This is a genomic window from Actinoallomurus acaciae (genome assembly GCF_042429965.1).
GTDB classification, from domain to species: Bacteria; Actinomycetota; Actinomycetes; order Streptosporangiales; family Streptosporangiaceae; genus Actinoallomurus; species Actinoallomurus acaciae.
The window spans coordinates 22,660-34,901 of record NZ_JBHLZP010000021.1; the positions used below are offsets into that span (position 1 = coordinate 22,660).

The 12,242-nt window shown below is 69.1% G+C and carries 10 protein-coding genes; 4 read left to right on the forward strand and 6 right to left on the reverse strand.

The annotated features are described in order from the left end of the window. Positions 1–73: 73 nt before the first annotated feature. The 3 genes from ACFFNX_RS05110 to ACFFNX_RS05120 all read right to left on the reverse strand — a co-directional run bounded on the left by ACFFNX_RS05110 (position 74) and on the right by ACFFNX_RS05120 (position 3,994). Entirely contained in the window at positions 74–2,893 is a 2,820-nt protein-coding gene (locus ACFFNX_RS05110; protein WP_378195918.1) for a vitamin B12-dependent ribonucleotide reductase, read from the reverse strand. Between the two features lie 73 nt (positions 2,894–2,966). Next, positions 2,967–3,422 carry a transcriptional regulator NrdR gene (gene nrdR / locus ACFFNX_RS05115; RefSeq protein WP_378195922.1) on the reverse strand — a complete coding sequence of 152 codons (456 nt, stop codon included), beginning with the start codon at positions 3,420–3,422 and terminating at the stop codon, positions 2,967–2,969. Positions 3,423–3,658: 236 nt separating this feature from the next. Further along, positions 3,659–3,994 carry a LysM peptidoglycan-binding domain-containing protein gene (locus ACFFNX_RS05120; protein ID WP_378195925.1) on the reverse strand — a complete coding sequence of 112 codons (336 nt, stop codon included), beginning with the start codon at positions 3,992–3,994 and terminating at the stop codon, positions 3,659–3,661. Between the two features lie 255 nt (positions 3,995–4,249). Here ACFFNX_RS05120 and lexA point away from each other — a divergent pair, with 255 nt between their 5' ends. Beyond that, positions 4,250–4,948 carry a transcriptional repressor LexA gene (gene lexA / locus ACFFNX_RS05125; RefSeq protein WP_378195928.1) on the forward strand — a complete coding sequence of 233 codons (699 nt, stop codon included), beginning with the start codon at positions 4,250–4,252 and terminating at the stop codon, positions 4,946–4,948. A gap of 106 nt (positions 4,949–5,054) precedes the next feature. On the opposite strand, the gene leuS is transcribed toward lexA, so the two are convergent. After that, positions 5,055–7,520, reverse strand: coding sequence for a leucine--tRNA ligase (gene leuS, locus ACFFNX_RS05130; protein WP_378195931.1), 2,466 nt, complete (start codon positions 7,518–7,520; stop codon positions 5,055–5,057). Between the two features lie 210 nt (positions 7,521–7,730). Here leuS and ACFFNX_RS05135 point away from each other — a divergent pair, with 210 nt between their 5' ends. The 3 genes from ACFFNX_RS05135 to ACFFNX_RS05145 are packed head-to-tail and all read left to right on the forward strand — an operon-like array spanning position 7,731 to position 10,339. Then, the gene (locus ACFFNX_RS05135) at positions 7,731–7,991 is read left to right on the forward strand and encodes a lytic polysaccharide monooxygenase (protein ID WP_378195934.1); all 261 of its coding nucleotides are present in this window, start codon (positions 7,731–7,733) and stop codon (positions 7,989–7,991) included. 58 nt (positions 7,992–8,049) lie between these two features. Then, a complete protein-coding gene (locus ACFFNX_RS05140) occupies positions 8,050–9,591 on the forward strand; it encodes a long-chain-fatty-acid--CoA ligase (protein ID WP_378195937.1) in 1,542 nt (513 codons plus the stop codon). Positions 9,592–9,610: 19 nt separating this feature from the next. After that, entirely contained in the window at positions 9,611–10,339 is a 729-nt protein-coding gene (locus tag ACFFNX_RS05145) for a hypothetical protein (RefSeq protein WP_378195940.1), read from the forward strand. Positions 10,340–10,342: 3 nt separating this feature from the next. Here ACFFNX_RS05145 and ACFFNX_RS05150 read toward each other — a convergent pair whose 3' ends face one another. Continuing rightward, the gene (locus ACFFNX_RS05150) at positions 10,343–11,596 is read right to left on the reverse strand and encodes a cytochrome P450 (RefSeq protein ID WP_378195943.1); all 1,254 of its coding nucleotides are present in this window, start codon (positions 11,594–11,596) and stop codon (positions 10,343–10,345) included. Positions 11,597–11,688: 92 nt separating this feature from the next. Continuing rightward, on the reverse strand, positions 11,689–12,242 hold a 554-nt coding region (locus tag ACFFNX_RS05155; RefSeq protein ID WP_378195946.1), incomplete at its 5' end, for an alpha/beta hydrolase.

Consider the following 12,242-nt stretch of genomic DNA (forward strand, 5'->3'; position numbering starts at 1 on the left):
CCCCCGTGACCAGCGGGGGATTGTCTTACGCAAACACTGCGGAGTGTTGCGCTTGTTGCAACTTTGCCCGTTATCAGCTGCAGCCGCTGGTGGAGCCGCAGCCCTCGCAGACGTAGCAGCTGCCCGCCGGGCGCATCTTCGTGCCGCACGTCAGGCACAGCGGGGCGTCGGCGGTGCGGCCCTGGTGGCTCTCGATCAGCTCGGTCGAGGAGTGGGCCTCGGCGATGGCCGTGGCGGGCTTCTCCTGCTTCGGGCGCTCGACCGGGACGGACTGGGCCAGCGTCTCCGGGTCGACGTCGTCGTCGGTGCGCAGGGTCGCCGGGTCCTGGCCGGACGCCTGGGCGGCGCGCTCCTCCGCGGAGAAGATGCCCAGCTCGGCCCGCGTCTCGTACGGCAGGTGGTCCAGGGCCAGGCGGCGGAAGATGTAGTCCATCATGGAGTTCGCCATGCGGATGTCCGGGTCGTCGGTCATGCCCGCCGGCTCGAACCGCATGTTGGTGAACTTCTCCACCCAGGTCTCCAGCGGCACGCCGTACTGGAGGCTGATGGAGATCGCCATGGAGAAGGCGTCCATGACGCCGGCCAGGGTGGAGCCCTGCTTGCCGAGCTTGAGGAACACCTCGCCGAGGCCGTTGTCCGGGTACGTCGAGGCGGTCATGTAGCCCTCGGCGCCGCCGACGGAGAAGCGGGTCACCGTGGCCGGGCGCCGCTTGGGCAGCCGGGTGCGCACCGGGCCGACCTCGACCGGGGCCGCCGCCGGCTGGGACTTCTCCTCGGTGTTCTTCTTCGCCACCGACAGCGGCTGGCCGACCTTGCAGTTGTCGCGGTAGATCGCGAGCGCCTTGAGGCCGAGCTTCCAGCCCTGGAGGTAGACCTCCTCGATGTCCTCGATCGTCGCACTCTCGGGGACGTTGACCGTCTTGCTGATGGCGCCGGACAGGAACGGCTGCGTCGCGGCCATCATCCGGACGTGGCCCATCGGGCTGATCGCCCGCTCGCCCATCGCGCAGTCGAACACCTCGTAGTGCTCCGGCCGCAGCCCCGGGGCGTCGACGACGTGACCGTGCTCGGAGATGTACTCCACGATCGCCTCGACCTGCTCCGGCTGGTAGCCGAGCTTCTTCAGCGCCCGCGGCACGGTGTTGTTCACGATCTGCATCGACCCGCCGCCGACGAGCTTCTTGAACTTCACCAGCGCGAGGTCGGGCTCGATGCCCGTCGTGTCGCAGTCCATCATCAGGCCGATCGTGCCGGTCGGCGCCAGCAGCGAGGCTTGGGCGTTGCGGTAGCCGTTCCGCTCGCCGATCTTGAGGCACTCCTGCCACTGCCGGGTCGCCTCGGTGTGGATGGACTTGTCCAGCGCGTCGAGCGTGCGGACCTGGTCGTTGGCCGCGGCGTGCTTGCGCATGACCCGCTTGTGGGCCTCGGCGTTGCGGGTGTAGCCGTCGTACGTGCCGACGACGCCGGCCAGCTCGGCGGAGCGGCGGTAGGCGACACCGGTCATCAGCGAGGTGATCGCCGCGGCGAGCGCACGGCCGCCCTCGGAGTCGTACGCGTGGCCGGTCGCCATCAGCAGCGCGCCGAGGTTGGCGTAGCCGATGCCGAGCTGGCGGTACGCCCGCGTGGTCTCAGCGATCTTCTCGGTCGGGAAGTCGGCGAAGGTGATGGAGATGTCCATCGCCGTAATGACCAGCTCGGTGAGCTTGACGAAGGCGTCGACGTCGAAGCTGTTGTCCTCGCGCAGGAACTTGAGCAGGTTGAGGCTCGCGAGGTTGCACGAGGAGTTGTCCAGGCTCATGTACTCCGAGCAGGGGTTGCTCGCGGTGATGCGGCCAGTCTCGGGGGTGGTGTGCCAGTCGTTGATCGTGTCGTCGTACTGCATGCCGGGGTCGGCGCACTCCCAGGCCGCCTTGGCGATCTTGTTGAAGAGGCCCTTCGCGTCGACGGTCTCGATCACCTCGCCGGTCAGGCGGGCGCGCAGGCCGAAGGGGGAGCGGGACTCGACGGCGCGCATGAACTCGTCGCTGACGCGTACGGAGTTGTTGGCGTTCTGGTACTGAACGCTGACGATGTCCTTGCCGCCGAGGTCCATGTCATAGCCGGCGTCGCGGAGCGCGCGGATCTTGTCCTCTTCACGCGCCTTCGTTTCGATGAACTCCTCGACGTCGGGGTGGTCGACGTCGAGCACGACCATCTTGGCCGCCCGGCGGGTGGCGCCTCCGGACTTGATCGTTCCCGCCGAGGCGTCGGCGCCGCGCATGAACGAGACCGGGCCGCTGGCGGTGCCGCCGGAGGAGAGCAGCTCCTTGCTGGAGCGGATGCGGGAGAGGTTGACGCCCGAGCCGGAACCGCCCTTGAAGATCACACCCTCTTCCTTGTACCAGTCGAGGATCGACTCCATCGTGTCGTCCACGGACAGGATGAAGCACGCGCTGACCTGCTGCGGCGACGGGGTCCCCACGTTGAACCACACCGGCGAGTTGAAGCTGAACACCTGGTGGACCAGCGCGTGCGTCAGCTCGTGCTCGAAGATCTCGGCGTCTTCGTCGCTCGCGAAGTAGGCGTGCTTGCGGCCGGTCTCGGTGTACACCCCGACGACCCGGTCGACCAGCTGCTTCAGGCTCCACTCACGCTGCGGAGTGCCGACGGCGCCGCGGAAGTACTTCGAGGTGACGATGTTGGCCGCGTTGACCGACCAGGACTCGGGGAACTCCACACCGCGCTGCTCGAAGTTGACCGAGCCGTCGCGCCAGTTGGTCATGACGACGTCGCGGCGCTCCCACCGGACCTCGTCGTACGGGTGAATGCCGGGCCGGGTGAAGATGCGGCGCATCTTCAACCCCTTGCGGCCGCCCCTCCCGCGCCGTGCCTGGCCGCTCACCGTCTCCGTCATGACCTCCCCCTTCTCAGGCCGAACAGGCCTATTTCAAGGATTACCTCGTACAACACGCGATCGGGCGCCGGTGTTACCGGTCGCGTTCCGCCGCGCGAAGAGACTCGATCTCCTTCTCGAAGTCGTCGATCGACTCGAACCCCCGGTAGACGGAGGCGAATCGCAGATAGGCGACCTCGTCCAGCTCGCGCAGCGGCCCAAGGATGGCCAGCCCCACGTCGTGCGAGCGCATCTCGGCGTTTCCAGTCGCCCGGATGGCCTCTTCGACACGCTGCCCGAGCTGGGCCAACGCGTCTTCTGTCACCGGGCGCCCCTGGCAGGCCCGGCGCACCCCGGCGACGATCTTGTCACGGGAGAACGGTTCGGTGACGCCGCTGCGCTTGGCGACCATCAGGAGTACGGTCTCCTGGGTCGTGAACCGGCGGCCGCACTCGGAGCACGACCGGCGCCGCCGGATCGCCGCGCCGTCTTCGGTGGAGCGACTGTCGATCACCCTGCTGTCGGGGTTACGGCAGAACGGGCAATGCACGGCTCATCCCCTCCCCCCGACGGGCGTTACGTCTCGATTACAGCGGCTTCACTGTGTAACCACAACCTGTGGTGAACTACACCCGTGTAACTACTAGATGTTGTGGTCTACCGTACGGCTCCACAGAGGCCTCCGCAACCTCGTCCGCAACAAGAACGCGAAGACCCCGCTCACGTCACGGCGGCGTCGGCGTGTCGCGCCGCCACCCGGCGCGAGAACGACGAGCGGCGAACCCGTCAGCGCGCGGGGATGTAGATCTTCTGCCCCGGGTTGACGACGGCGCTGGGCAGGGCGTTGAGGTCGATCATGCGCTGCACCGTGACGCGCGGGTCGACCCCCGGCCGGGAGCGTACGGCGATGCCCCACAGCGTGTCGTGCGGCCCCACGACCACCGACTCACCCGCGACCGCCGACTCCCCCTCGCCGCCGCCGGACGTGGCGCGGGCGCCGTGCCGCGCGCCCATCCAGAGGCCGGCGAGGAGCACCAGCGCCACGCCGCAGACGATGACCACCCGGCCGCGCCGGGTGAGCCGCAGGGGCGCGGCCGGGCGAAACCGAACGGACGCACCCATGGGCCATCCTCCGTCGAAGGAGTGATCGGGCACGCCGCGCTTTCGATTCGTTCGCATGTCGGTCTCCCCTCTGCCGAGTCGAAAGAGATTTCGATCGAACATCAGTACGAGTTGTACCGCGAGAGCCGACGAATTTCCAGGACATCTTCGAACAGGTGTTTGATCATTTAGCGGTGAGGCGCTAACGTCCGTGTACAGGAACGAAATACCGGCGACAGCGCGTCACCGGAGCGCAGTCATCCAGCGGAGACATATATGAGCAAGGTTCGGGAAATGCCCGACGGCCCGCGCGACGAGTCGGGTCTGACGGCACGTCAGCGCAAGGTTCTGGAGGTGATCCGCGACTCCGTCCAGCGCCGTGGCTACCCTCCGTCGATGCGCGAGATCGGCGAGTCGGTCGGGCTGACGAGCACCTCCAGCGTGTCGCACCAGCTGCGTGCGCTACAGCGCAAGGGCTTCCTGCTGCGCGACCCCAACCGCCCGCGCGCCGTCGTCGTCCGCATGCCCGGCTCGGCGGCCGTGCAGAGCGAGCCGGAGTCGTACGAGACGACCTCGGGGCAGGAGACGGCGGCCCGTCCCGCGCCCGCGTACGTGCCTCTCGTGGGCCGCATCGCCGCCGGTGGTCCGATCCTGGCCGAAGAGGCCGTGGAGGACGTCTTCGCGCTGCCCAAGCAGCTCGTCGGCGAGGGCACGCACTTCCTGCTCAACGTCACCGGTGACTCGATGATCGAGGCCGCGATCGCCGACGGCGACTGGGTGGTCGTCCGTCAGCAGCCGGTGGCCGAGAACGGCGACATCGTCGCCGCCATGATCGACGGCGAGGCGACGGTCAAGACGCTGAAGCGCCGTGACGGGAAGGTCTGGCTGATGCCGCACAACCCGGCGTACGACCCGATCCCGGGCGATGACGCGACGATCCTCGGGCGGGTCGTCGCGGTCCTGCGCAAGATGTGACCCACGCGTCTCCAGACTGTGCGCGGTGAGGGCGCCCCATCACGGGGTGCCCTCACCGCTTTTGGTGTCGTCTTTGCGGGCTTTCATCCCGCGCCCCGGCCGGGCCCTATGCGGGGACGATGTTGACGATCTTGGGAGCGCGGACGACGACCTTGCGGATGCCGCGGTCGCCGAGGGCGGCCTGGATCTTCTCCGACGCCAGCGCCAGCCGCTCCAGCTCCGTCTCGCCGATCTCCGGGGAGACCTCGAGCCGGTCGCGGACCTTGCCCGCCACCTGGACCACGCAGGTCACCGACTCCTGGACCAGCAGGGCCGGCTCCGCGGCCGGCCAGCCGGCCTTGGCCACGGACCCCTTACCGCCCAGGCGCTCCCACATCTCCTCGGCCGTGTAGGGCGCCACCAGCGACAGCATCACCGCCAGCGTCTCGGCCGCCTCGCGTACGGCCGGGTCGGCCGCGCCCGCACCGGAGTCGATCGCCCGCCGGGCGGCGGAGGTCAGCTCCATCATGCGGGCCACGGCGACGTTGTAGCGGTGCGCCTCGACCAGCCGGGTGACCTCGTCGATCGTGCGGTGGGTCACCTTGCGCAGCTCGACGTCGCCCGAGGCCGGGGCGGCGCCGGGCACCGAGGCGACGTCGGCGGCCACCCGGTGCGCGCGGGCCAGGAACTTCACCGCGCCGGACGGCGACACGTCGGCCCAGTCGATGTCGTCCTCGGGCGGCCCGGAGAAGATCATCGTCAGGCGTACCGCGTCGACGCCGTACTCGGCGATCTGCTCGCCCAGGTCGACCAGGTTGCCGGTCGTCTTGGACATCGCGGAGCCGTTGAGGATCACCTGGCCCTGGTTGACCAGCCGGGTGAACGGCTCGACGCAGTCCAGCATGCCCATGTCGTACAGCACCTTGGTGAAGAACCGGCTGTACAGCAGGTGCAGGATCGCGTGCTCGACACCGCCGGTGTACTGGTCGACCGGCATCCACCGGCGCGCCTTCTCGACGTCGAACGGACCCTCGGCGTAGCCCGGCGAGCAGTAGCGCACGAAGTACCACGAGGAGTCGACGAAGGTGTCCATCGTGTCGGTGTCGCGCTTGGCCGCACCGCCGCACTTGGGGCACGAGACGTCGACCCAGTCGGAGGCGGCCGCCAGCGGCGACACGCCCCGCGGTGCCAGGTCGGCGCCGCGCAGGTCGTCCGGCAGGCGCACCGGCAGCTGGTCGTCGGGCACGGGGACCTCGCCGCACGCCTCACAGTGGATGATCGGGATCGGCGTGCCCCAGAAGCGCTGCCGGGAGATCAGCCAGTCGCGCAGGCGGTAGTTGACGGCCGCCTTGCCCAGGCCGCGCTCCTCCAGGATCTCGGTGATCCGCGGGATCGCGCCGGACTTGGTCAGGCCGTCCAGCGGGCCGGAGTTGACCAGTTCGCCCTCGCCGGGGGTCGCGACGCCGGACTCGGCGGGGTCGGCCTCGCCGGTGTGCACCACGACCCGCACCGGCAGGTCGAACCTGCGCGCGAAGTCCAGGTCGCGCTGGTCGTGCGCGGGCACCGCCATGATCGCGCCGTGGCCGTACTCCGCCAGGACGTAGTCCGAGGCCCACACGGGCATGCGCTCGCCGTTGACCGGGTTGATCGCGTAGCGGCCCAGGAAGACGCCGGTCTTCTCGCGGTCGGCGGCCAGCCGCTCGACCTCCGACTCGCGCGCCACCGCCTGGCGGTACTCCTCGAACTCGGCCCGCCGCCCGGGCGCGCAGATCTCGTCGGCCAGCGGGGCGTCGGCGGCCACCACGAAGAACGTCGCGCCGTACAGCGTGTCGGGCCGGGTCGTGTAGACGGTGACCGGCTCGTCGCGGCCCTCGATCTCGAAGACGACGTCGGCGCCCTCGGACCGGCCGATCCAGTTGCGCTGCATCGTCAGCACGCGCTCGGGCCAGTCGAGGCCGTCCATGTCCGCCAGCAGCCGGTCGGCGTACTCCGTGATCTTGAAGTACCACTGGGTCAGCAGGCGCTTTTCCACCAGGGCGCCGCAGCGCTCGCAGTGACCGGCGATGACCTGCTCGTTGGCCAGCACGGTCTGGTCGTTGGGGCACCAGTTGACCCGGCCGCCCCGGCGATAGGCCAGGCCGCGCTCGTAGAAGCGCAGGAACAGCCACTGGTTCCAGCGGTAGTACTCCGGGTCGGAGGTGTGCAGCCGGCGCGACCAGTCGAAGGAGATCGCATAGCGGTGGAACGACTCGGCCTGCGTGTCGATGTTGGCGTACGTCCACTCCGCCGGGTGGGAGTCGCGCTTGATCGCGGCGTTCTCGGCGGGCAGGCCGAAGGAGTCCCAGCCGATGGGGTGCAGGACGTTGAAGCCGTGCTGGTTCCAGTAGCGGGCGCTCACGTCGCCGATGGCGTACGCCTCGGCGTGGCCCATGTGGAGGTCGCCGGAGGGGTAGGGGAACATGTCCAGCGCGTACTTGCGAGGCCGCTCATCACCCGGGTCCTCGCCGGCCGTGAAGGGCTGCAGTTCTTCCCACCGAGCCTGCCATTTTTCCTGAATCGCCCGTGGGTCAAAGTTCTCGTCGGCGCCAGTCATCGTTCCTCGTCTGATTCGCACGGCTTCGGCTCACGAAACAATGCCCCTTATAGGCAAGGCCCCTCCGCATGAGAAGGCCCCTCGCACAGGAGGGGCTGCCGCGTCGACCGATCGGTTACGTCAACGCGGCCGGCTGAGGAGCAGCCGAGAGCGCATAGCCCAAGACTAGCGCAGACGCAAGCAAGAACCGTCGGCCTTTGGCTCCCGCAGGTGAGGCCGCCCTCCCTCACGGGCCACCTTACTTTTAGGAAGGTTTCCAGTAAGTTCGCGAGCAAGTGGGCGCCCGCCTTCGCCCACGGCTACTCCACGCCGTTCCTGCAGGTGAACTACGGCGGGGCGCGGCCGCCGAACCCGGTCACCCACACCGGCACACTGCCGACCCGCCACGGCCGCCGGCTCATCCTCGCCGTCTGGGACATCGCCGACACCGGAAACGCCTTCTACTCCTGCGCCGACGTCGTCTTCAGCTGACCGCTCCGCTGCGATATCAATGGGAACCTCCCCATCGATATCGCAGCAGGAGGCGCCGATGCTCAACCTCTCGGTCGTTCTGGACGATGCGGCACGCGACAATCCCGACCACGAGGCACTGGTCTTCGGCGACATGCGCCTGTCGTACGCGTTCGTGAACCAGATCGCGAACCAGGTGGCGAACCTCCTGCGCGCCCGCGGCGTACGGCCGGGTGACAAGGTGGCGCTCGCCTGCCCCAACCTGCCGTACTTCCCGATGGTCTACTTCGGGATCCTCAAGGCCGGCGCCGTGGTCGTACCGCTCAACGTCCTGCTGAAGCGCCGGGAGATCGCCTACCACCTGGAGGACTCCGACGCCAAGGCCCTGTTCTGCTTCGAGGGCACGCCGGAGCTGCCGCTGGGCGAGGCCGGCTGGGGCGCGTTCGGCGACGTTCCGGACTGCGAGCACTTCTTCCTGCTGCCCGCCACTCCCCTGGCGACCGAGGTGCCGTACGGCGAGTCGATCTGGGCCGCCACCGCCGGGCAGCCCGACCGGTTCGAGACCGCGCAGACCGAGGCCACCGACACGGCGGTGATCCTCTACACGAGCGGCACGACCGGCCGGCCCAAGGGCGCCGAGCTCACCCACCAGAACATGCTGCTCAACGCGATGGTCTGCGACGGCATGTTCGACAAGGCCGACGACGACGTCTTCCTGGCCGCGCTCCCGCTGTTCCACGCGTTCGGCCAGTCGGTGATCCTCAACACCGGCTTCCTGCGCCACGCCACGGTCGTGCTGATGCCGCGCTTCGAGGCGGGCGCCGCGCTCGATCTCATGCTGGCGGAGAAGGTCACGTTCTTCGCCGGGGTGCCCACGATGTACTGGGGGCTGCTCACGCACGAGGGCGGGCACACGCAGGAGGACATCGAACGGATCGCCGGCTCCCTCACGACGGCCTCCAGCGGCGGGGCCGCGCTGCCGCTGGAGGTGCTGAAGGGGTTCGCCGAGCGCTTCGGGGTGAACATCCTCGAGGGGTACGGCCTGTCGGAGACCTCGCCCGTCGCCTGCTTCAACCGGCCCGACCGCCCGGCGCGCGCGGGCTCGATCGGACGGCCGATCTGGGGCGTGGAGATGAAGCTCGTCGACGACGACGGGAAGGACGCGGGCGACGGTCCGGGCGAGATCGCCGTCCGCGGGCACTGCGTCATGAAGGGGTACCTGGGGCGCCCGGAGGCCACCGCCGAGGTGCTGCGCGAGGGCTGGTTCCGCACCGGCGACATCGCCCGGCGCGACGAGGACGGCTACTACTTCATCATCGACCGCTCCAAGGACATGATCATCCGGGGCGGGTTCAACGTGTACCCCCGGGAGGTCGAAGAGGTGCTGATGACGCATCCCGACGTCTCGCTCGCCGCCGTCGTCGGGATCGCGCACGACACCCACGGCGAAGAGGTCAAGGCGTACGTCATCCCGGTGCACGGCGCCACGACCAGCGAGGACGCGCTGATCGCGTGGGCCAGGGAGAACCTCGCGAACTACAAGTACCCGCGCGTCGTGGAGTTCCGCGACGAGCTGCCGATGACCGCGACCGGGAAGATCCTCAAGCGCGAGCTTCGCTAATTCCGTACGCTTACGACCCGTGAAGACGTTGATTGCCGCCGCTGCCGCGTTCGTCCTTGTGGTGGCGGCGGCGATCGTCTTCCTGCTGAACCGCCACACCGACAACGGCCCGGACGCCTTCGCCGGGGCGTACCCGCTGGTCACCGCCGCCCCGACCGGCGTGCCCGCGCTCACCTGGCAGCCCACCGGCACGCCGGCGGGCCCGCTGCCGACCTTCTCCGGCTCCGGTTCACGCGTGACCGGGACGATCACCGACCGGCAGAGCGGGATCTCCTACGCCCTGCTGGGGTCGCCCTGGAAGCGGCTCACCTCCCGGCTGACCTCGTTCCACACCTCCGGCGAGGAGGTCGACAGCAAGCGCAAGAGCTACAAGTACTTCTGGTACGCCGCCGTCTACGTCGGCCCACTCGACCCGAAGCTCGCCGTCGCCGGCCCGCAGCGGCTGCGCGCCGCCGCCGAGCTCACCGGGAAGCAGTTCACCGAGGGGCTGTACAGCGACGACGACCCGCGGAAGGAACTGGCCGGCGCCGCGATGACCGTCGACGGCCGGAGCGCCTGGGTCACCGCGTTCCGGATGACCCACACGGCGGCCGGCGACCGGGTGGAGAAGGGTCAGACCGAGGTCGTCGTGGCCGTCGACACCGGCCGCCGGATGCCCGCGATCGTGGAGATCACCATCCCGAGCAACCAGCCGAGCCTGCTGCCCGACATCAACCACGTGGTCCACTCCCTCCACGTGGTGCGCTGAGTCCTACAGCTCGTACGGCAGGCGCTTGATGCCGTTGATGAAGCTCGACAGCAGGCGGTCCGGCGGCGCGGTCGAGCGGATGCCCGGCACGTGGCGGAACAGCTCGCGGAACATCACGCCGATCTCGCGCCGGGCCAGGTGGGCGCCCAGGCAGAAGTGCGGGCCGGGGCCGCCGAAGCCGATGTGCGGGTTCGGGTCGCGGGTGATGTCGAACACCTCGGGGTCGGTGAACACCGACTCGTCGCGGTTGCCGGACCAGTAGTACAGCAGGAGCTTGTCGCCCGCCTTGAACTCCTGTCCGTTCAGCTCGGTGTCGCGCGTCGCCGTACGGCGCATCCAGATCACCGGCGAGGCGTAGCGGACGATCTCCTCGACCGCGCCGGGCAGACGCGTCTCGAAGTCGGCCAGCAGCAGCTCCCGCTGGTCCGGGTGGACGGTGAACAGCTTGAGCCCGTGCGCGATCGCGTTGCGGGTCGTCTCGTTGCCCGCCACGGCGAGCAGGATGAAGAAGGAGCCGAGCTCCTGGTCGGTCAGCGACTCGCCGTCGATGTTGGCGCTGACGAGCGCGGACACGAGGTCGTCGGACGGGTTCTCGCGCCGGTGCCGGCCGAGCTCCTCGACCAGGTCCTTCAGCGTCTGGCCGGCCTGGAGCAACTTGAGGGCGTACTCCTCGTCGTTCTCGGGGAGGAACTCGGCGTCGCCGCCGCCGAGGATGATGTTGGAGTTGTCGAAGACGGTCTTGTAGTCGCTCTCGGGGATCCCCATCATGTCGCAGATGATCTTGAGCGGGAGCCGCGCGGCCACGTCGGCGACGAAGTCGCCGGAGCCCTTCGCGACGATCTCCTCGATGATCTGGTCCGCGACCGCCTGCACCTGGTCCTCGAAGCGCTGGATCATGCGGGGCGAGAAGGCGCGGGAGACGATCCGACGGATCTTGGCGTGCCGCGGGTCGTCCATGTTGATCATGGAGCCGAAGTACTCGTTGAGGTCCGGCGGCATGTCCGTGATGTTGATGGCGCCCTTGCCCGAGCAGAAGTCCTGCGGGCGGCGGGAGGCCTCCACGATGTCCGCGTGTCTCACCAGCGCGTAGTAGCCCGGGCCGGTCGGCATGATCGTCTGTTCCGGCTCGCGGAAGAACGCCGGGCGCGGCAGTTGCCGCAGCGCGCGGAAGGCCTCGTGCCGCTCGCTCAGCGGACGGGCCCAGAAGGCCCAGTCGGTGAGGTCGATCTCCGACGGTTCGAGCGTGCCTGTGGTCACGGCCTGGTCAACTCCCCCAACTAGAATCACGTTCGGGTCTCATCCTGCCAAGCCGGGACGAGTAAGGACAAGCGACTTGGACACATCCGCCGTCATGTGGTCAGCCATTCCACGATCAGCGTGTTGACGGTGGCGGGTCGCTCCAGGTGCAGGAAGTGCCCTGCACCTGGGAGGACCTCGGCACGCGAGCCCGGCGGAAGGTGCGCCTCGACGTCTTCGGTCAGGGCGGCGGCGAGACACCCGTCGTCGCGGCCGTGCAGGTAGAGGATCGGCCGCTCGCCGCGGGCGCCGGCGGACTCCTGCTCGGCGGCGTAGGCGGCCACATGCCGGGACGGGTCGAACATCGCCGCGTAGTAGCCGATCGCCGCGGTGAGGTTGGCGTGCTCGCGCAGGCACGCCTTGACGTATGCCAGGTCCCCGGCGGCGTCGTAGCCGGGCGACCAGTCCGCCCAGAGCCGGTCGAGGAACGCCATGTCGTTCGCCGCGACGGCGGGCGCGCCCAGCGGCGTCGGCAGCAGGAACATGTAGAACGAGCGCCGGAGCTGGTCGTAGTCGAAGAACCCCGAGGCGAGCGCGGAGATCGGTGGCACGGCCATGGCCACGGCGCGGCGCCAGCGCTCCGGCGCGTGCGCGCCCGCCGCGGCCT